18 protein-coding genes and 1 tRNA gene are annotated in these 18028 nt (G+C 56.0%); 6 read left to right on the top strand and 13 right to left on the bottom strand.

All coding sequences use genetic code 11. The features are described 5' to 3' along the window. Positions 1–253: 253 nt before the first annotated feature. The 10 genes from ACR0ID_RS02740 to iscR all read right to left on the bottom strand — a co-directional run bounded on the left by ACR0ID_RS02740 (position 254) and on the right by iscR (position 8105). Positions 254–330: transfer RNA gene (locus tag ACR0ID_RS02740), tRNA-Arg, on the bottom strand. A 77-nt stretch (positions 331–407) separates the two neighbouring features. Beyond that, positions 408–1628, bottom strand: a complete 1221-nt coding sequence (locus tag ACR0ID_RS02735; protein WP_480603599.1) for a cysteine desulfurase — start codon at positions 1626–1628, stop codon at positions 408–410. A gap of 13 nt (positions 1629–1641) precedes the next feature. Then, positions 1642–2208, bottom strand: coding sequence for a YIP1 family protein (locus ACR0ID_RS02730; RefSeq protein WP_480603597.1), 567 nt, complete (start codon positions 2206–2208; stop codon positions 1642–1644). After that, a complete protein-coding gene (locus ACR0ID_RS02725) occupies positions 2205–2690 on the bottom strand; it encodes a YIP1 family protein (RefSeq protein WP_480472819.1) in 486 nt (161 codons plus the stop codon). The genes ACR0ID_RS02730 and ACR0ID_RS02725 overlap by 4 nt, the downstream gene beginning before the upstream one ends. Beyond that, on the bottom strand, positions 2690–3970 hold the full coding sequence (gene sufD, locus ACR0ID_RS02720) for a Fe-S cluster assembly protein SufD (protein WP_480472821.1): 1281 nt from the start codon (positions 3968–3970) through the stop codon (positions 2690–2692). Before sufD ends, ACR0ID_RS02725 begins: the two co-directional genes overlap by 1 nt. Next, a complete protein-coding gene (sufC, locus tag ACR0ID_RS02715; RefSeq protein WP_480472823.1) occupies positions 3970–4725 on the bottom strand; it encodes a Fe-S cluster assembly ATPase SufC in 756 nt (251 codons plus the stop codon). The genes sufD and sufC overlap by 1 nt, the downstream gene beginning before the upstream one ends. A 48-nt stretch (positions 4726–4773) precedes the next feature. Continuing rightward, positions 4774–4977, bottom strand: a complete 204-nt coding sequence (locus ACR0ID_RS02710; RefSeq protein ID WP_480517060.1) for a hypothetical protein — start codon at positions 4975–4977, stop codon at positions 4774–4776. Beyond that, positions 4977–6497 (bottom strand): Fe-S cluster assembly protein SufB, encoded by a 1521-nt coding sequence (gene sufB / locus ACR0ID_RS02705; RefSeq protein ID WP_480603594.1) that lies wholly within the window; start codon positions 6495–6497, stop codon positions 4977–4979. Before sufB ends, ACR0ID_RS02710 begins: the two co-directional genes overlap by 1 nt. Positions 6498–6515: 18 nt before the next feature. Continuing rightward, positions 6516–7595, bottom strand: a complete 1080-nt coding sequence (locus ACR0ID_RS02700; protein ID WP_480603592.1) for a cysteine desulfurase family protein — start codon at positions 7593–7595, stop codon at positions 6516–6518. A gap of 51 nt (positions 7596–7646) precedes the next feature. Continuing rightward, positions 7647–8105 (bottom strand): Fe-S cluster assembly transcriptional regulator IscR, encoded by a 459-nt coding sequence (gene iscR, locus ACR0ID_RS02695; RefSeq protein WP_209596301.1) that lies wholly within the window; start codon positions 8103–8105, stop codon positions 7647–7649. Positions 8106–8284: 179 nt separating this feature from the next. On the opposite strand from iscR, the gene ACR0ID_RS02690 reads away from it, so the two are divergent. From ACR0ID_RS02690 to ACR0ID_RS02665, 6 genes are all read left to right on the top strand, one after another. Continuing rightward, the gene (locus tag ACR0ID_RS02690) at positions 8285–8938 is read left to right on the top strand and encodes an alpha/beta hydrolase (protein ID WP_170424714.1); all 654 of its coding nucleotides are present in this window, start codon (positions 8285–8287) and stop codon (positions 8936–8938) included. Beyond that, complete coding sequence (locus ACR0ID_RS02685) at positions 8938–9183, top strand: hypothetical protein (RefSeq protein ID WP_267366187.1); 246 nt, start codon at positions 8938–8940, stop codon at positions 9181–9183. Before ACR0ID_RS02690 ends, ACR0ID_RS02685 begins: the two co-directional genes overlap by 1 nt. Continuing rightward, positions 9180–10349: an HD domain-containing protein gene (locus ACR0ID_RS02680; RefSeq protein WP_480603590.1), complete on the top strand. Its 1170-nt coding sequence runs from the start codon at positions 9180–9182 to the stop codon at positions 10347–10349. Before ACR0ID_RS02685 ends, ACR0ID_RS02680 begins: the two co-directional genes overlap by 4 nt. A gap of 362 nt (positions 10350–10711) precedes the next feature. Next, the gene (locus ACR0ID_RS02675; RefSeq protein WP_480517066.1) at positions 10712–11047 is read left to right on the top strand and encodes a DMT family transporter; all 336 of its coding nucleotides are present in this window, start codon (positions 10712–10714) and stop codon (positions 11045–11047) included. 76 nt (positions 11048–11123) lie between these two features. After that, positions 11124–12941 carry a translational GTPase TypA gene (gene typA / locus ACR0ID_RS02670; protein ID WP_480472835.1) on the top strand — a complete coding sequence of 606 codons (1818 nt, stop codon included), beginning with the start codon at positions 11124–11126 and terminating at the stop codon, positions 12939–12941. Positions 12942–13242: 301 nt separating this feature from the next. Continuing rightward, positions 13243–13779, top strand: a complete 537-nt coding sequence (locus tag ACR0ID_RS02665) for a hypothetical protein (protein ID WP_480603588.1) — start codon at positions 13243–13245, stop codon at positions 13777–13779. Between the two features lie 215 nt (positions 13780–13994). Here ACR0ID_RS02665 and ACR0ID_RS02660 read toward each other — a convergent pair whose 3' ends face one another. From ACR0ID_RS02660 to alaS, 3 genes are all read right to left on the bottom strand, one after another. Further along, a complete protein-coding gene (locus tag ACR0ID_RS02660) occupies positions 13995–14618 on the bottom strand; it encodes a transglutaminase-like cysteine peptidase (protein WP_480517070.1) in 624 nt (207 codons plus the stop codon). A gap of 370 nt (positions 14619–14988) precedes the next feature. Then, positions 14989–15276: a DUF1330 domain-containing protein gene (locus tag ACR0ID_RS02655; protein WP_480517072.1), complete on the bottom strand. Its 288-nt coding sequence runs from the start codon at positions 15274–15276 to the stop codon at positions 14989–14991. Between the two features lies 1 nt (position 15277). Beyond that, positions 15278–17950, bottom strand: coding sequence for an alanine--tRNA ligase (alaS, locus tag ACR0ID_RS02650; RefSeq protein WP_480603586.1), 2673 nt, complete (start codon positions 17948–17950; stop codon positions 15278–15280). Positions 17951–18028 lie beyond the last annotated feature (78 nt).

Below are 18028 nucleotides of genomic sequence, written 5' to 3'. Positions count from 1 at the left end.
GTTCAGAACTTATACTGACTGTATCTTCCGGTCGGTTTTCTCGTAGTCGTAGCGATTGGCGGCAGAGCCGCCAAGTCTGCTAATTTGCTATTCTCGGCACCTGACAGAATATCTCTCCCTCAAGCACTGCAACTCAGCTATGATTATTAGCTTGCGAGCCGTTGCAATGACTGCACAATCAATGCGCTAAGCAAGCCAAATGACAAGCCCACTGTTCAGGGCTTCCGAATTCAATCCGACGTTGAATACAGGGTGGCGCACCTGAGAGGATTCGAACCTCTGGCCTCTGCCTTCGGAGGGCAGCGCTCTATCCAGCTGAGCTACAGGTGCCTTGGCCGTTAGCTAACCTTGTTCCAATCCGGGTGCAACTGCAAATCGCGATTGCCGCACTCTTATCAAAACCAAAATCAGGCAAACAGATCATGCGCCAATTCAAGCGCTTCGATCAGTGTATCAACTTCATCGGTAGTGTTATAGAGACCAAAGCTGGCGCGGCATGTTGCAGTCACCCCCAGATGGTCCATCAGCGGCCCGGCACAGTGGTGACCGGCGCGAACCGCTACACCTTTCTTGTCGAGAATGGTTGAGACGTCGTGAGCATGGCCAGCACCGTCCAGCGTAAAGCTGAAAATCGCAGCCTTGTCCGGGCGAGTGCCTTGAACCTGCAACCAGTTCAGCCCAGTCAGACGTTGCATCGCGTAATCGCGCAAGCTGGATTCATGAGCTGCGATGTTTTCCATCCCCAGGTCCATCATATACTCCAGCGCCACGCCAAGACCGATGGTCTGTACGATCCCCGGCGTGCCGGCCTCGAACTTCATTGGCGGGTCATTATAGATGATCTGATCCTTGCTGACCTCTTTGATCATGTCGCCGCCACCGATAAAGGGGCGCATTTCGGCCATGCGTTTGGATTTAATGTAAATCGCACCCGACCCTGACGGCCCATAAAGCTTGTGGCCTGTGATCGCGTAGAAATCGCACCCGATTTCTTCGACATTTACCGGCATGTGAACGGCACCCTGACTGCCATCAACCAGAACCGGGACGCCCTTGGCGTGGGCACCATCAGTTATGGCTTTCACATCCACAACCGTACCCAGCACGTTCGAGCAGTGCGTCACCGCAACCAGCTTGGTTTTCGGTCCGATTGCATCGATTACCGCCTGCGGGTCAAGCCCGCCCTCTGCGTCGACATCGACCCATTTCAGTACGACGCCCTGTCGTTCGCGCAGGAAATGCCAGGGTACGATGTTTGCATGGTGCTCCATCACACTCAGAACAATCTCATCGCCCGTTTCAAGTCGCGGCATAGCCCAGCCATAGGCGACCAGATTGATCCCTTCGGTCGTACCAGAGTTCAGGACGATCTCATTCTCGTTCGATGCCCCCAGAAAACGCGCGATCGTGCCACGAACGGCCTCGTATTTCTCTGTCGCAAGATTGGACAGGAAATGCAGGCCACGATGGACATTCGAATACTCCTCGGCATAGGCCCGCGTCACCGCGTCAATGACCACCTGAGGTTTCTGAGCCGAAGCACCATTGTCGAGATACGTCAAAGGCTTGCCATTCACCTGACGCGACAAGATCGGAAAGTCAGAGCGGATTTTCTGCACATCATACATAAGAGAGGTATTCCTAGACGGGCCCGGTTGGGCTTAGAAACAGAACGAAGGGGATGGCGACAAGGGCTGACAACACAATTACCGCAAAGGATTTCCAGAGCGACCCGAGTTGATGCGCTTCGTTCAGAAAATGAAGCGTGACGTAAAGGCTCAGGATTGCTGTCGCCAACAATGACATCATCATCAGGAACGGTAGGGTCAGGCTCAAGATCAGCGTCACGACCAAGGCGGCTATTTGCAGGAATTGCAGCCAGATCGTCAAAACCATCAGATCATCGAACTTCGCCAGACCTCCAAGCATTCGCCCGACCAGCAGGAATGCGACGATGCTCAGCATCATGGCCCCGGCCGAGCGCACCAAAACCATGGGAATGCTTTCGAGCGCCGGAGAGGGTTGGCCTGCCGCCATTGTTATTGACAAACCTATTCCCAATTGGACAACGCAGTTCAAAACGACCGCCAGTGCAAATGCCAGCCAAAGCACTTCTCGCCCCAGCTTGAGCGCCATCAGCCGTCGCGCCGCTTCGGCCGGGTTCCTGATCGTCAGGACAGCCATATTTCCCAGAAAACTCGAATTCATGCGACGGACCTTTGCACTTGTCTGAGACCGGATACCCAGAACCAGACAAAAACAGCAACCCAGACAAGACCCACAATCGTCAATGTAGGCCCTGGTCCGATAAACCCGGCGACAAGGCCGTTCAGCAGAACCAGCGGTGCAGACGACAACAGCGCCCAGAACAACGCCAGGCGCGCACCATAAGCGCTTCCCTGACCGCCAAACAAGCGCGCCGCCCAATGAGACACCAGTGCCAGCGTGTAAAAGACCAAGGGCAGAATGAACACGGATCCGAGCAGAGCACCACCCAAAAGCATGTTCAGCTCAACGCCTTCCAGATGCGCTTTGCGCGCAAGGCCAGGCATCTGGGCGATGAATGCCACCACACAAAACGCCATAACAAAGATCAGCGCCCGGTCTTCTCGTTGACCCATATCCAGAAGCCTGCGCACCACCCGCCCCGGCCCCTTGTACGTTGCCAGGATATCCGACGACAGGGCCATCAGCTTCGGCGCGCCAGCCACCCTTCCAGACGGCTTACGATTTCATCTGCCAAAGTGCTGTCTTCGATCTCATCCACTGCTTCGGCCAGGAATGCCAGCGTCAACATGTTGGTCGCGTCCTTGACCGGAACACCCCGTGACCGAAGATAGAACAACGCCGTATCGTCAATCGCACCCGAGGTTGAGCCATGGGAACATGCCACGTCATCGGCGTAGATCTCAAGTTCCGGTTTAGCGAGGAACTGGCTGTCATCATCTAAAAGCAGCGATTGACTGATTTGGTAACCATCGGTTTTCTGGGCCCCTTGCTTTACAAGGATCTTGCCCTGAAACACTCCGGTCGCACCGTTGCGAAGCACTTTCTTAAAGACCTGACGGCTTTCGCAATTCACCGCGTCATGGGTGATGAACACCGTGTCATCATGGTGGAAATCACCATCCCCAACACAGGCCCCGGCCACATGCGCCACCGCATTGTCGCCGGTCAGTTCAACGACCTGTTCGTTACGGGTCAGCACCCCATTCGCAGTCAAGGTGAAGGACTTGTAGACCGACTCTGCCCCCAAACGCGTGAACATATGGGTCGCGGCGCGACGTTCGTGGTCCCTGCCCTGCGCCCGCACATGATGCAGCGTCCCCTTGTCGGCAATTTCAATCTCTGTACATTTGTTGAAACGCGACGCCGCCGGGCCGGATTCAAGAATAGTCACCTCGGCCCCGCTTTCCACGCGAATAACGTGATGCAGGATCGCGTCGGATGTCGGCGAGGCATGACGATAGATCAGGTTGATCGGTTTGGAGGGTTTGCCCGTAACGTGAATGGCAACGCCGTCCGACGCAAAAGCCGTGTTCAATGCAGCCAACGGGCGTTGAACCGGGGACTGGCCGCGCGCTTCCAGAACGCCATACAGGTCTTTTGCCCAATGAATGTCTTTGCAGCAGATGTCTTCAATCCGGTCGATCTTGACACCGTCCAGCGACAGGTCATCGGATTCCTCGGCGCTGAAGACCCCGTCGACAAAAACAATTTTCAAACGGTCAAGGTCGTTGAAAAGCACCGGTTCATCATTGATAAACACCGCCGCAGGCAAAGCCTCGGCAGAAATCAGACTATCGGGTTGAGTGTATTTCCAATACTCATCCCGGCGCCCCGGCAGGCCGGATTCCAGAACACGCGCCAAAGCGTCTTCGCGTGCACCACGGGTGCAGCCCGCATCGGGCATGATCAACGTAGCCAGACGCGCCTCGGTTGCGGATTGTTTCGCTTGCGGCAAAGCCATCAGTTCACCTCGGCCAGAATGTCGGCATAACCGTTGTTTTCAACCTCAAGCGCCAGTTCAGGTCCGCCCGTCTTAACGATGCGACCATTGGCCATGATATGCACAACATCCGGTTTGATGTGATCCAGCAGGCGCTGATAATGCGTGATCACCAGGAACCCACGGCCTTCGTCCCGCAGGGCATTCACACCTTCGGCCACCAGTTTCATCGCGTCCACATCAAGGCCCGAGTCGGTTTCGTCCATGATGCACATCTTGGGTTCAAGCATGGCCATCTGCAGGATTTCGTTACGCTTTTTCTCACCGCCCGAAAAACCAACATTGACCGGGCGCTTGAGCATATCCGCGTCGATCTTTAGCGTCTTTGCTTTGGCACGCACCTCTTTCAGAAAGTCTGCGGCAGACAGTTCCTCTTCGCCACGGGCCTTGCGCTGCGCGTTTACCGCGGTGCGCAGGAACGTCATGTTGCCAACGCCGGGGATTTCAACCGGGTATTGGAAGGCCAGGAAAACACCTGCTGCCGCGCGCTCTTCCGGTTCCATCTCCAGCAGGTTCTGACCGTCCAGAGTGGCCGAACCTTCGGTCACTTCGTACCCGTCGCGCCCCGACAGAACATAGCTAAGGGTCGATTTGCCCGACCCGTTCGGACCCATGATCGCGTGTACCTTGCCAGCCTCGACCGTCAGGTCCACACCTTTGAGGATCTGCTTGTCTTCTTCTTCAAGCTGTACGTGCAGGTTTTTGATTTCCAGCATTTTTTGTCCTTTTGCGTATCGCAAGGGGCGTCTTGGCCCCGCATTGTTCTAGCCCAGTAATCTGCGGATCAGTCTGGCGAGGATCCAACCTAGGATCGCCCCGCCACCTACCGCCCAAACCGGGTTGATGAATTCCATGTAATGGGTGTTGACGTAGGCCACGCCAAGCAGCCCCCCCAGAACCGGCAATGCGTACCCAAGCCAGGTCAACACATCATCCTTACGGATGCGGGTTCTGGGTGACTGCGTCATCACCCAACCGACCCTTCAAGTGAGATGGCCACCAACTGCTGTGCTTCCATCGCAAACTCCATCGGAAGCGCCTGAAGCACGTCCTTGCAGAACCCGTTGACCACCAGGGCCACGGCTTCTTCCTCGTCCATGCCGCGCTGACGGCAGTAGAACAGCTGATCGTCATCCACTTTTGACGTCGTCGCCTCGTGCTCAACGCGGCTCGAGTTGTTCTTGACCTCGATATAGGGAACCGTATGTGCACCGCATTTGTCGCCGATCAGCAGACTGTCACACTGCGTGTAGTTCCGGCTGTCCTTGGCTTTCGGGTGCATCGACACAAGCCCACGATAGGTGTTCTGGGCCTTGCCCGCGCTGATGCCCTTGGACACGATGCGCGACTTGGTGCTCCTGCCCAGATGAATCATCTTGGTGCCGGTGTCGGCCTGTTGATAATTGTTGGCAATCGCGATCGAATAGAACTCACCCTGGCTTTCATTGCCGCGCAGGATGCAGGACGGGTATTTCCATGTCACGGCCGATCCGGTTTCCACCTGCGTCCACATCACCTTCGACCGGTCACCCCGGCAGTCGGCGCGTTTGGTCACGAAGTTATAGATACCGCCCTTGCCGTTTTCATCCCCCGGAAACCAGTTCTGAACAGTCGAGTATTTCACCTCGGCATCTTCTTCGACGATGATCTCGACCACGGCAGCATGCAGTTGTGCCGTGTCACGTTGGGGTGCGGTACAGCCTTCCAGATATGAGACGTACGAGCCCTTGTCAGCAATGATCAGGGTGCGTTCGAACTGACCGGTGTTCTCGGCGTTGATGCGGAAATACGTGCTTAGTTCCATCGGGCAGCGAACGCCCGGCGGGATGTAGACGAATGAGCCATCCGAGAATACAGCTGAATTCAACGTTGCATAGAAGTTGTCCGATACGGGAACTACAGTGCCCAGATACTTCTTGACCAGCTCAGGATGCTCTTTGATTGCCTCAGAGATCGAGCAGAAGATCACGCCTGCCTTTTTCAGTTCGGCCTGAAAGGTGGTACCCACGGAAACCGAGTCAAACACTGCATCGACCGCTACCTTGCGGCCCTCGGCGGGTGCATCCTCTGCACCTTCAACACCAGCCAGAATCATCTGTTCTTTCAGAGGGATACCAAGCTTTTCGTAAGTGGCGAGCAGCTTTGGATCAACCTCATCCAGAGATTTGGGTTTCTCTTCCATCGATTTGGGGCGGGCATAGTAATACTGGTTCTGAAAATCGATTGGCGGATAGTGAACCATTGCCCATTTGGGCTCTTCCATTTTGGTCCAACGCTCGAACGCGGCCAAACGCCATTCGGTCATCCACTCAGGCTCATCGTTTTTCCCCGAGATCAGACGGACGATATCAGGGTTCACGCCTTTGGGGGCGTATTCCATCTCGATATCGGTATTCCAGCCATATTTATATGTGCCGACCTCACGAACCGCATCCACGGTTTCCTGATCGACACCTTCTTTCACCTGGGTCTGGTCCAAAGTGGCCATGACTTACCCTCCGTCAGATCACGCAGCCCGCGCGCGATGCTTTTTCTCTTTTTCAAGCCACGTTTCGGCGAAACGCAGCACATCTTCTTCCGTCGTCTCTGGCCCCAACGAAACGCGGATTGCGCATGAGGCCACCGTCTCATCAAATCCCATTGCCGTCAGAACCCGACTGGTTTTGACTTTGCCGCTGGAACAGGCGGATCCCGCACTGATGGCAAAGCCAGACAAGTCCATCTGCATCACCTGCGTTTCGCCTTTCCAGCCGGGCGTCGCGAAACACAGGGTATTCGGGAGTCGCTCCTGATTTTTCCCGACAAAAATAGTAGATATTGCACCAGCCTCAAGGGCGTTTTCTAGAATATTTCTAAGTTCTCTGACTTTTTCCCATACTCCATCAGCCAGATCGCGTTGAGCTGCCTCAGCAGCCGCGCCAAAACCGGCAATACCCACCACATTTTCAGTGCCGGATCTTCGCCCCATCTCCTGACCGCCACCGCTGGCCAAAGGTTCGATATCGATACCTTGCCGCAGGATCAAAGCGCCAACACCTTTTGGCCCGCCAATCTTATGCGCCGACAGGATCGCCATATCTGCGCCACTCCAGGCAAAGGAAAACGGAATGCGTCCGACAACCTGCGTAATATCAAGCAACAGCCAATCAGCGCGCCGCGCGCCATAGGGCCACTGGTTCTCTACTTTCTGAGGCGGATGCGTGATGACTCCGGTCTCAGAGTTCGCAAGCCCCATCGCCAATATGTGCCCGGGGCCATAGGGATGCTCGCTACAATGGGTCAGATCGAAATGCGACCACAGCGCATCGTGGGCGGTGCTGTCGACAAAGACGTCGCAGCCTTCGGGGCGATTTTGCAGAACCCGCGCTGCTTCGGTCGCGCCAGAGGTAAATATGACCTCTTGCGGACGGCAACCGACGGCCTCGGCGACCTGCGCCCGCGCGCGTTCGACCAGCGCTTTTGCGGCACGTCCTTCCGCATGAACAGATGACGGGTTCCCGACCACATCCATCGCCGTGATCATTGCCTCGCGCGCTTCGCGTCGCAGCGGCGTAGTCGCGTTATGATCCAGATAAACACGTTTCATGGATACATCTTTTCCTGCACAGAAGTCATATGCATGTTCGACTTACCCAGCTCATTCATCGACGACGGAAAACAGGCTTGGAACTGCCGGGCAAGGCGCAAGGTCGTTTCTGATCACATCCGACAGGCGCGTCTGGTGCAGGAAGACATAAACATGCGCGCTCAGGCTTTCCCACAAGCGGTTCGTCAGGGATTGCGCCCTGCTACCCGATGACGCACCGGATGCTCCGGCCCCTTTTTGCAGCGCATCAACTGTCTCATCCACAGCGGCCAGAACCTCGACCACGCGAATCTCGGACGCGGGGCGTGCAAGACGATACCCCCCTCCGGGCCCACGGACAGAAGCAACCAGTTCCGCGCGACGCAGCTTGACGAAAAGCTGCTCAAGATACGGCAGAGAAATGTCCTGCCGTTCCGAGATTTCGCCCAGGGTTACCAGCCGGTCTGTTGGCTGAAGCGCAATATCCGCCAAAGCGACCATCGCGTAACGCCCTTTGGTCGAAAGCTTCATGCCCTGCCCCCTTTTAGCCGGATCTGCGCGAAATCATTGACGCCGACGCTGCCAGTGCGTATCTCCGACTGACAGCGCGATTGCGCCAAGCAATGTAATTAGAACCGTTCTAAGGTGTCCGACGATTATAGTCAAGTATATCCGGATACCCGCACGAAAATGACAGGACCAAAGCACACATGCCCGAGGTGATTTTTCCCGGACCCGAAGGCCGCCTGGAAGGCCGTTACCACCCGCAAAAGGAAAAAGACGCACCGATCGCTATCGTGCTTCACCCGCATCCTCAGTTCGGCGGGACCATGAACAACAAGGTGGTCTATAACCTGCACTATGCCTTTTACAACATGGGCTTCACAGTGCTGCGCTTTAACTTCCGCGGCGTCGGTCGCAGCCAGGGCGAATATGATCAGGGCGTAGGCGAGCTGAGCGATGCGGCATCTGCGCTGGATTACCTTCAATCCATGAACAACAACTCGAAACACTGTTGGGTTGCGGGCTTTTCGTTTGGGGCGTGGATTGGAATGCAGTTGCTGATGCGCCGCCCCGAAATCACGGGTTTCATCAGCGTGTCGCCGCCTGCCAACATGTATGACTTTTCCTTCCTTGCGCCCTGCCCGTCTTCGGGCTTGATCATCAACGGATCGGCTGACCGTGTGGCACCACCAGCGGATACCACCGCGCTGGTCAACAAGTTGCACGAGCAAAAAGGGATCACGATCACCCATAACGAGGTTGAGGGCGCGGATCATTTCTTCCAGGATCGCCACATGGACACGCTGATCACAGATGTCAGCGACTATGTGAAACGTCGGCTGACTGAGAACACCCGCTAATGTCCGACACCATCACATCGCTCGCGGCCAAACTGGCCGAAGATACGATGAAGGTCATGGACGAAACCGGCGAAGACCGGTTCTTTGTGGAAGTGGGTGAAGTTCTTGGTGCGGCGTCTCAATCTCTGGAAGAGGCTTTCCTGACAGAAATCCGCGTGCGTCTGGCTGAACGCAAGGCCAGACAATTCGTGATCAAGCGCCTCGCTTCGCATCGCGCGAAACTCAAGGCGATTGAAAAGCAATGACCGATCGCCTGGTTGCGCAGGTCGCATTTCTGAAACGGGCCGACAATCTGAAACTGGTCGAGCGGGCAAATGTCCTGCTTGACCAGTCAAGGCCCGAAAACTCCGCCGAACACAGCTGGCACTTGGCTTTGTGGGCAATGGTCATGGCGCCACTGGCCGGGCCGGACATCTCGGTCGACCGGGTCATCCGCATGTTGCTGCTGCATGATCTGGTCGAGATCGTGACAGGTGATCACCCGATTCACCTCAACACGGATTGGGATACCGTGGCCAAGGCTGAACAGGCCGCAGCACAGGAATTGTTTGGCCTGTTGCCCAACGAACAGGCACAGGATTTTCTTTCTCTCTGGCACGAGTTCGAGGCGGACCAGACCCCGGATGCCCGGTTCGCCAAGATTCTGGATCGCTGCCAGCCGCTGTTTCAGGTTCTGTGCGCCACTGACCCGCGACAGGATCATGTGGAAATTGCGCGGTCGAACCTGGCGGGTGGGCGCGCAGCTTACCTGGCCCATGCCTTTCCACTGGCCCACCAGCATGCCACAAACCTCTTGACCAAGTCCGACCCTCAGGATGACGCATTCACGAAAAGATTGGCGTTTCTCACAGAAGCGGACCAGTTGAAATCCGTTCTGCGCGCGTCACGCCTGATGGCCAGTGACCGGTTCGAAAACTCGGCGGAACATTCGTGGCATGTCATGCTCTACGCCTGGGTATTGTCGGAATACGCGCATTCGGATGTTCAAGTGGACCGAATCCTCCAGATGTTGCTTTTGCACGATGTTGTCGAAATCGACGCGGGCGACCACCCGATCCACGGACATGTCGACCACGCGGAACAAGAAGCCAAGGAACAGGCCGCCGCCAAACGACTGTTTGGCCTTCTGCCTGACTGTCAACACAGGTCATTTACTGAACTATGGCGCGAGTTTGAGGCGGCTGAAACCCCGGAAGCCAGATTTGCAAAGGCTGTTGACCGGTTTCAAACACCCATAGCAAATCTGGAAACAGGTGGCGGATCATGGGTCGAATACAAAGTAAAATTCGATCAGATTGTAACACGTGTCCGACCAGCTATTGCAGCGGGAGCACCTCAGCTGTGGGACTGGCTGCAACCGCAACTGGTTGTGCATTTTGAATACTGTGAAACACGCGACCCTCAGGCATAAAAAAAGGAGCCTGAAGGCTCCTTTTTTCTTGCTTGGTTTCTAGCGGCGTTCAAAAAACACTACTACCATCAAACTGTTGAACCAAGTTGGCTGCATTCACTTCGACGGACCCCCCGTCAGCAAGCCACCCAATCGCCACTATCAGAGCCGAAGCAAATATGATTGATTTCGCAAATAACGTCATCGCTCAAAACTCGTTAACAAAATTAAAAAATATAGGGCAAATATTACATTCATTCGGTTGAAAAAACAGTCAGGTATACCTGACCCAAGGTAATCTTGTAGACTGCATGGCGGTCGACGTATTTCACTCACGCAAATCGCCATCTAGCCACCCGACCCACCCTTTTCGAGGTACTCAAATGCCCCAAGCCTATCTGTATTTGTTGCTGGCTGTTCTGGCGGAAACCATTGGCACGACAGCCTTGCAAGCCAGCCAGCAGTTTTCGCGGTTCTGGCCATCCGTGATTGTTGTCGTTGGGTATGCGTTTGCATTTTACCTCATGGCGCTGACGCTGAAGGTCATGCCTGTCGGTATCGTTTATGCAATCTGGTCCGGTCTCGGTATATTCCTGATCGCCGTAATCGGATTCATCGTGTTCGGCCAAAGGCTGGATTGGCCTGCGATCCTGGGGTTGACGTTGATCTTGTCCGGAATCCTGATCATTCACCTCTTTTCAAAGACTGCCGGACACTGAACCACGGTTAGGGCTGGTATATTTTGCCGCGCCACGTTATGCGCGCGGCAACTTCCCGTTCAAAGGCTGACCTCTCATGGACCTGCGCAACATCGCAATCATCGCTCACGTGGACCACGGCAAAACGACCTTGGTCGACGAGCTGCTCAAACAATCCGGTGCATTCCGGGAAAATCAGGCCGTCGCGGAACGTGCCATGGACAGTAACGACCTGGAGCGTGAACGCGGCATCACCATCCTGGCAAAGGCCACGTCGGTCGAGTGGAAAGACACACGCATCAATATCGTCGACACCCCCGGTCACGCCGATTTCGGAGGCGAGGTCGAGCGCATCCTCAGCATGGTCGATGGTGTTGTTCTGTTGGTGGACGCCGCAGAAGGCCCGATGCCCCAGACCAAGTTTGTAACGTCCAAGGCACTGGCGCTGGGCTTGCGCCCGATCGTGGTCCTGAACAAGGTCGACAAGCCGGACGCCGAACCTGACCGCGCGCTGGACGAGTGCTTTGACTTGTTCGCCAATCTCGGTGCGGATGACGACCAGTTGGATTTCCCTTCAATGTACGCCTCGGGCCGTTCTGGCTGGGCGGATATGGAGCTGGACGGCCCCCGCAAGGACTTGAGCGCACTATTCGACTTGATCGTCGATCATGTCCCTGCCCCGAAACAGATCGAACACAAAAATGAACCCTTCCGGATGCTGGCCACGACGCTGGGAAGCGATCCCTTCATCGGCCGTATCCTGACTGGCCGCGTCGAAAGCGGAACGCTGAAGGCTGGCGACAGCCTCAAGGCGCTTAGCCGCGATGGTTCGGTCATCGAAAACTTCCGTGCCACGAAAATCCTGGCGTTCCGGGGCCTGGGTCAACAGCCCATTGACGTGGCCGAAGCAGGCGACATCGTGACCATCGCTGGCATGAGCAAAGCCACCGTAGCGGATTCGCTGGTAGCCCCTCAGGTCACAGAGGCCCTGCCCGCGCAGCCCATCGATCCGCCGACCATCACCGTGACCTTCGGTATCAATGATTCTCCGTTGGCGGGCCGTGATGGCAAAAAAGTTCAATCACGCGTCATTCGAGACCGCCTGATGAAGGAAGCCGAATCGAACGTCGCCATCCGTGTCACCGACACCCCGGGCGGTGAGGCGTTCGAGGTTGCGGGCCGCGGCGAGCTGCAAATGGGCGTTCTGATCGAGAACATGCGCCGAGAAGGCTTTGAACTCAGCATCTCGCGCCCTCAGGTTCTGTTCCGTGAGGAAGACGGGCAGCGGCTTGAGCCCATCGAAGAAGTCACCATTGACGTGGATGACGAATATTCTGGTTCCGTTATTGAGAAGGTTACCGGCGCGCGTAAGGGTGAACTGGTCGAGATGCGCCCGGCCGGTACGGGCAAGACGCGGATCATCGCCCATGTCCCGTCCCGTGGTCTGATTGGTTACCACGGAGAATTCCTGACCGACACGCGCGGTACCGGTGTACTGAACCGTGTGTTCCATGACTGGGCGCCACATAAAGGGCAAATTCCGGGTCGTCGCGCAGGCGTTCTGATCTCGATGGAGAAGGGTCAGGCTGTGGCTTATGCGCTGTGGAACCTGGAAGAGCGTGGCCGCATGTTTGTTGGTCCGCAAACAGACGTGTATCAGGGTATGGTGATCGGCGAACACTCACGCGACAACGATCTGGAAGTGAACCCTCTTAAAGGCAAGAAGCTGACAAACGTGCGCGCCAGTGGAACCGACGACGCGGTCCGCTTGACGCCGCATATCCAGTTCTCACTGGAGGAGGCAATTGCCTATATCGACGATGATGAACTGGTGGAAGTCACACCAAACGCGGTGCGGCTGCGGAAGCGTTTTCTTGACCCGCACGAGCGTAAGCGAATGGCCAAATCTGCCTAGAACACCCTCAGGTTGCAAACTGACCAAACGGAAACAATGGCATTAGTGTGGCAAATTTGCTTCCAATTCGACAAAAGACGAAATCAGAAAAACCGGGCCCACTGCCCGGTTTTTATTTGAAAAATAACAGTTTTCACCATATGGTTGAAGGCTTCTGACACAAGCCTCATCAACAAGATATTGTAGGTGCCCTCAAATTATGGTCAAAACACGTCAGAAGTGTGACGTCCTTCACAAACACCGATACGAGAATGGTGCATAGAAGGACATAGTTTAGTTATCGAGTTCCAAGGAGTTCAAAATGGGTAATAGAGCTCGCAAGTTTCCACTGTTTTTTATTGCGACAACTTTTCTGCTTTCACCTGCCGGTGAAACCTTTGCCGCTGGGACATGTACGGTTGCAACAGCACGGCAATCCGCTGCGTCCGCTCAGGTTTTGTGCGAATGCGATGCTGTGACATCCGGCATGATCCGCTACATTCAACGTCGGCATGACTTCGATCAGATCCTGGCGCGCGTCGGTGCAGAATGCGCCCCGCTGGCAGGCCTGCTAAGTGACTTCCCGACCGCATCAATCGGTGTCTCAGACCAGAGATCCGGGGACGGACCTTCCCAGGAAAACGGCACGCCCCCCAATGGCGGCGGCGGTAATCCAACCGGTGGTGAAGAACCCGGTGGCGAAGAGCCCGGTGGTGAAGAGCCCGGTGGTGAAGAGCCCGGTGGCGAAGAGCCCGGTGGCGAAGAGCCCGGTGGCGAAGAGCCCGGTGGCGAAGAGCCCGGTGGCGAAGAGCCCGGTGGCGAAGAGCCCGGTGGCGAAGAGCACGAAGAAGACCGATAGAGACGAAATCGAGTATCAGCGAACCGGGCCTAGGAAAGCGGAGCGTATTCGACAGCAAAAGCTTTGCTGGTCAAGGCTTCGGGGCTAGAATACGTCGATACGCAAAACGTTCGGATTAATCCGTCCAAACGTCAGGTCAAAGACTACACTCTTGGGCGCAGATCAAATCTGCGTCTAAGGGCAGGAATTTGTGTATGTCGAAGATTCCGCTGAGATCAGCTGCGCCCGTAAACGCCAACCCATTGACTGGGCCGCTTCGGGTCTTGCATGCGCAGGAACAGATAGCGCGTAGCTGTCCAGGGCTTGATCCGGTTTGTGAGATTGTCCAAGATCAGGTCGCCCTGCGCCGAGCGGTAAACCAGAACCGCATGAGGTGTCCGGCGTGTGTCCAGTACGGTTGCAATCAAAAGCTTACTTGGATCAACCCCCGCATGGATCAGATCTCTTTTCTTCAACAATGCAAAGTCTTCACAATCACCGCCTCTGGGTGTTGGCAATGCCCATCGCTCACGCGTTTTGTACTGAGACTGATCCGTAACTTCCCGGGTCGACGCATTCACGCGACGATTCACTTGATTTACCACCGTCAGCTCTTGGTGGCTGGACAACGTCACCGAACGTTTCGCAGTGCAAGCCCAGTTATATTGGTTGCATAGGTTGATTGCACCTGAAGGCGGAGGCGAAGACGCAACGGTAGGGATAAAAACGCCGTCGGATGCCTGCGCGACAGGTGCGGACGCTATGACGCCGATACACACGGTGCAGATGCCCAATGCGCGCGACGCAACCGATGCAAGCACGGCAACACACCTCTTGGGTAAATTCGTTAATGAAATCATGCGAGGTCCCCGATCCGATGTTCTTCGAGCGATTGCATGTCCAACTGCACCACATTCTGTTTCTTGAAACTATCTGTGATCAGGTGTTACGCGCAATCTTTTGAGAACCTGCAAGCGAAACAGGGCAAAAATTCGTCCGAGAATCTGACAATTTTACGTAAGAATTTTGTTGGCGCGGCCACAATTTGGTCAGGAACCATTCTGTAGAACGTGAGAACCGGAAGATAAGATATTGAAACCTAACAATTATATAAAACAGCCCGCTATCGCGGGCTGATCGGCATCAACCAAACATGACATAAGCCGAATCTTGCTTATCCACTGCCGGTTTTCTTGAAATTATCAGTGCCTTGGAAGCAAGGCCCAAATGTCACTCGGTGATTTCTACCACAATCAGTTCACGCTCGCTTGCGCCGCGCGCGTGATTCAGGGCTTGCTGGTACTCATCCGAGTGATAGCATTCAACCGCAACCTCCAGCGACGGGAAGCGCGCCACTACGTTTCGTGGACGTTCCTTGCCTTCCAGCTGAACGTATCGCGCAGCACGGGCGATAAACTCGCCCCCGTGCTTGGCGATGGCCGGTCCGGCCAGTTCGGCGTATTTGCCGTAAGCCTCGGCGTCTGTCACCGTGACATGCGCAATCCAAAGAGCAGGCATATTATCCACCCAAAACCTGTTGTGCGGCCTTGATTGCCGCATCTGCATTTGATGCATCCTTGCCACCGCCCTGGGCCATGTCAGGACGGCCGCCGCCGCCTTTTCCGCCCAACTCGATCACGGCCGCTTTTACAAGATCCACCGCCGAAATCCGTCCGGTCAGGTCTTCTGTCACACCTGCCGCAACGGCCGCCTTGCCGCACGTATCCGCAATCAGCAGCACCGCACCCGATCCAAGTCGGCTTTTGTGTTCGTCAATCAACGCAGGAAGGTCCTTGCCTGAAACACCGCTGAGGGCTTGCGCCAGGAATTTCACGCCATTCACATCCCGCGCCTCGGCACCACCGCCCTGACCGGCCCCGCCAGCCATAGCCAGATCCCGGCGCAACTGAGCCACTTCGTTCTGCAAGGCCTTGCGTTCGTCCAGAAGGCTTTTCACGCGCGCCACCACGTCGTCCGGTTGCGCTTTCAGTTCCGATGCGACCTGAGCCAGACGTTGATCTTGCGCCGAAAGATAGCGGAAGGCTTCATCGCCGGTCAGCGCTTCGATCCGGCGCACACCAGCACTGCTGGCGCTGTCACCCAACACAACAAAGGTGCCGATATCACCTGTCTGGCGCACATGTGTGCCGCCACAGAGTTCTATCGACCACGTATCTCCGTTATGGCCTTTTCCTGTTGGCGCCTTACCCATAGAGACAACACGAACCTCGTCACCATATTTCTCGCCGAACAGGGCCTGGGCACCCAATGCGCGCGCGTCGTCGGGTGTCATGACCCGGGTTTCAACAGTCGAATTCTGGCGGATGAAATCGTTCACCTCACGTTCGACTTTTTGGATTTCCTCCAGGCTCAGCGCTTTGGAATGACTGAAGTCGAACCGCAGACGATCCGCCGCGTTCAGCGAACCGCGCTGCGCCACGTGATCACCCAGCGTTTCGCGCAATGCTTCATGCAGCAGGTGCGTGGCCGAGTGATTGGCGCGAATGGCGGAACGGCGGGCATGATCAACCTCAAGCTCTACCGCATCGCCTTTGCGAACAACTCCGCTTTGAACTGCTACCTTATGAGCATAGACCTTGCCGTCGGCAAACTTCCTCGTGTCCTCTACGCGGCTCAGGTGATCGCGATCCTCCAGCCTACGCAACGCGCCAGTATCGCCGACCTGACCGCCGGCCTCTCCGTAGAACGGGGTCTGGTTCACGACGACCCAACCGCTGTTGCCCGCGTCGATCTTGTCAACCAGTGCACCATCAACAACCAGGGCGACAACCTGCGCTTCGGCTTTCTCGGTATCATAGCCCAAGAAATCCGTCGCACCGGCGGTATCCAGCACATCAAACCACACGACCTGATCCGCTGCTTCACCTGACCCGGCCCATGCGGCACGTGCCTTGGCCTTTTGTTCGGCCATCGCGGTGTCAAAACCGTCCGTGTCGACGCTCAGGCCGTTTTCACGCAGCGCATCCTGCGTAAGATCCAGTGGGAAACCATAAGTGTCGTAAAGCTTAAAGGCCGCTTCACCTGACAGGGGTGCCCCCTCGGAAAGCCCTGAAACCTCATCATCCAGCAACTTCAGACCACGATCCAGTGTCTGCTTGAACCGGGTTTCTTCCAGCAGCAGCGTCTCTTCGATAAGCGGTTGCGCCTGTTTCAGTTCAGAATAATGCCCGCCCATCTGCTGCACCAGTGTAGGCACTAGGCGATGCATGACAGGATCCTTGGCGCCCAGCAGGTGCGCATGGCGCATGGCGCGGCGCATGATCCGGCGCAGAACGTATCCGCGACCGTCATTGCTGGGCATCACACCGTCTGCAATCAGGAACGAGGTCGAACGCAGGTGATCCGCGATCACCCTGTGATGCACGTTCTGGTCGCCGTAGGGATCGACACCGGTCGCATCCGCCGAAACCTCGATCAGGGTCTTGAACAGGTCGGTGTCATAATTGTCATGGCTGCCCTGCAACAGCGCCCCAATCCGTTCGAGCCCCATACCGGTGTCGATGGACTGCATGTCAAGCTCGACCATCGAGCCATCTTCGAACTGCTCGTTCTGCATGAAAACGACGTTCCAGATTTCGATGAACCGGTCGCCATCTTCCTCGGGTGATCCCGGAGGGCCACCCCAGATGTGATCGCCGTGATCATAGAAAATCTCAGTGCACGGACCGCAAGGTCCGGTCGGACCCATCTGCCAGAAATTGTCATTGGTGGCGATGCGGATGATCCGGTCCTCGGGCACACCGACCTTCTTCCAGATTTCAAAGGCTTCATCGTCGGTATGGTAGACCGTGGTCAACAGGCGGGTCTTGTCGATACCGAATTCCCTGGTGATCAGCTCCCATGCAAAAGGGATCGCTTCATGTTTGAAGTAATCCCCGAATGAGAAGTTCCCCAGCATCTCAAAAAACGTGTGGTGACGCGCCGTATAGCCAACATTGTCGAGGTCGTTGTGCTTGCCGCCCGCCCGCACACATTTCTGGGCCGTGGTGGCGCGTTTGTAATCGCGGGTTTCCAGACCGGTAAACAAGTTCTTGAACTGCACCATGCCTGAGTTCACGAACATCAACGTCGGGTCATTGCGCGGCACCAGCGGGCTGGACGCGACGACCTCATGCCCTTGTTTTTCAAAGTAGTTCAGAAAAGTCGATCGGATGTCGTTCAGGGTTGGCATAGGGCTCTCTCGGCGCACATATATCTTGGTCTCCGTTGGTTTAGCCCCCCGTCAAGTGAGTGTCCACAGCAGAGGCAC

Source organism: Ruegeria sp. AL2 (assembly GCF_056540845.1).
This window is presented reverse-complemented; position numbering and strand designations above follow the sequence as displayed.

Bases quoted from the DNA above. Each gene is read 5' to 3' on its own strand.
- ACR0ID_RS02735 (WP_480603599.1), bottom strand. From the start codon at position 1,628: ATGTATGATGTGCAGAAAATCCGCTCTGACTTTCCGATCTTGTCGCGT.
- ACR0ID_RS02730 (WP_480603597.1), bottom strand. From the start codon at position 2,208: ATGAATTCGAGTTTTCTGGGAAATATGGCTGTCCTGACGATCAGGAAC.
- ACR0ID_RS02725 (WP_480472819.1), bottom strand. From the start codon at position 2,690: ATGGCCCTGTCGTCGGATATCCTGGCAACGTACAAGGGGCCGGGGCGG.
- sufD (WP_480472821.1), bottom strand. From the start codon at position 3,970: ATGGCTTTGCCGCAAGCGAAACAATCCGCAACCGAGGCGCGTCTGGCT.
- sufC (WP_480472823.1), bottom strand. From the start codon at position 4,725: ATGCTGGAAATCAAAAACCTGCACGTACAGCTTGAAGAAGAAGACAAG.
- ACR0ID_RS02710 (WP_480517060.1), bottom strand. From the start codon at position 4,977: ATGACGCAGTCACCCAGAACCCGCATCCGTAAGGATGATGTGTTGACC.
- sufB (WP_480603594.1), bottom strand. From the start codon at position 6,497: ATGGCCACTTTGGACCAGACCCAGGTGAAAGAAGGTGTCGATCAGGAA.
- ACR0ID_RS02700 (WP_480603592.1), bottom strand. From the start codon at position 7,595: ATGAAACGTGTTTATCTGGATCATAACGCGACTACGCCGCTGCGACGC.
- iscR (WP_209596301.1), bottom strand. From the start codon at position 8,105: ATGAAGCTTTCGACCAAAGGGCGTTACGCGATGGTCGCTTTGGCGGAT.
- ACR0ID_RS02690 (WP_170424714.1), top strand. From the start codon at position 8,285: ATGCCCGAGGTGATTTTTCCCGGACCCGAAGGCCGCCTGGAAGGCCGT.
- ACR0ID_RS02685 (WP_267366187.1), top strand. From the start codon at position 8,938: ATGTCCGACACCATCACATCGCTCGCGGCCAAACTGGCCGAAGATACG.
- ACR0ID_RS02680 (WP_480603590.1), top strand. From the start codon at position 9,180: ATGACCGATCGCCTGGTTGCGCAGGTCGCATTTCTGAAACGGGCCGAC.
- ACR0ID_RS02675 (WP_480517066.1), top strand. From the start codon at position 10,712: ATGCCCCAAGCCTATCTGTATTTGTTGCTGGCTGTTCTGGCGGAAACC.
- typA (WP_480472835.1), top strand. From the start codon at position 11,124: ATGGACCTGCGCAACATCGCAATCATCGCTCACGTGGACCACGGCAAA.
- ACR0ID_RS02665 (WP_480603588.1), top strand. From the start codon at position 13,243: ATGGGTAATAGAGCTCGCAAGTTTCCACTGTTTTTTATTGCGACAACT.
- ACR0ID_RS02660 (WP_480517070.1), bottom strand. From the start codon at position 14,618: ATGATTTCATTAACGAATTTACCCAAGAGGTGTGTTGCCGTGCTTGCA.
- ACR0ID_RS02655 (WP_480517072.1), bottom strand. From the start codon at position 15,276: ATGCCTGCTCTTTGGATTGCGCATGTCACGGTGACAGACGCCGAGGCT.
- alaS (WP_480603586.1), bottom strand. From the start codon at position 17,950: ATGCCAACCCTGAACGACATCCGATCGACTTTTCTGAACTACTTTGAA.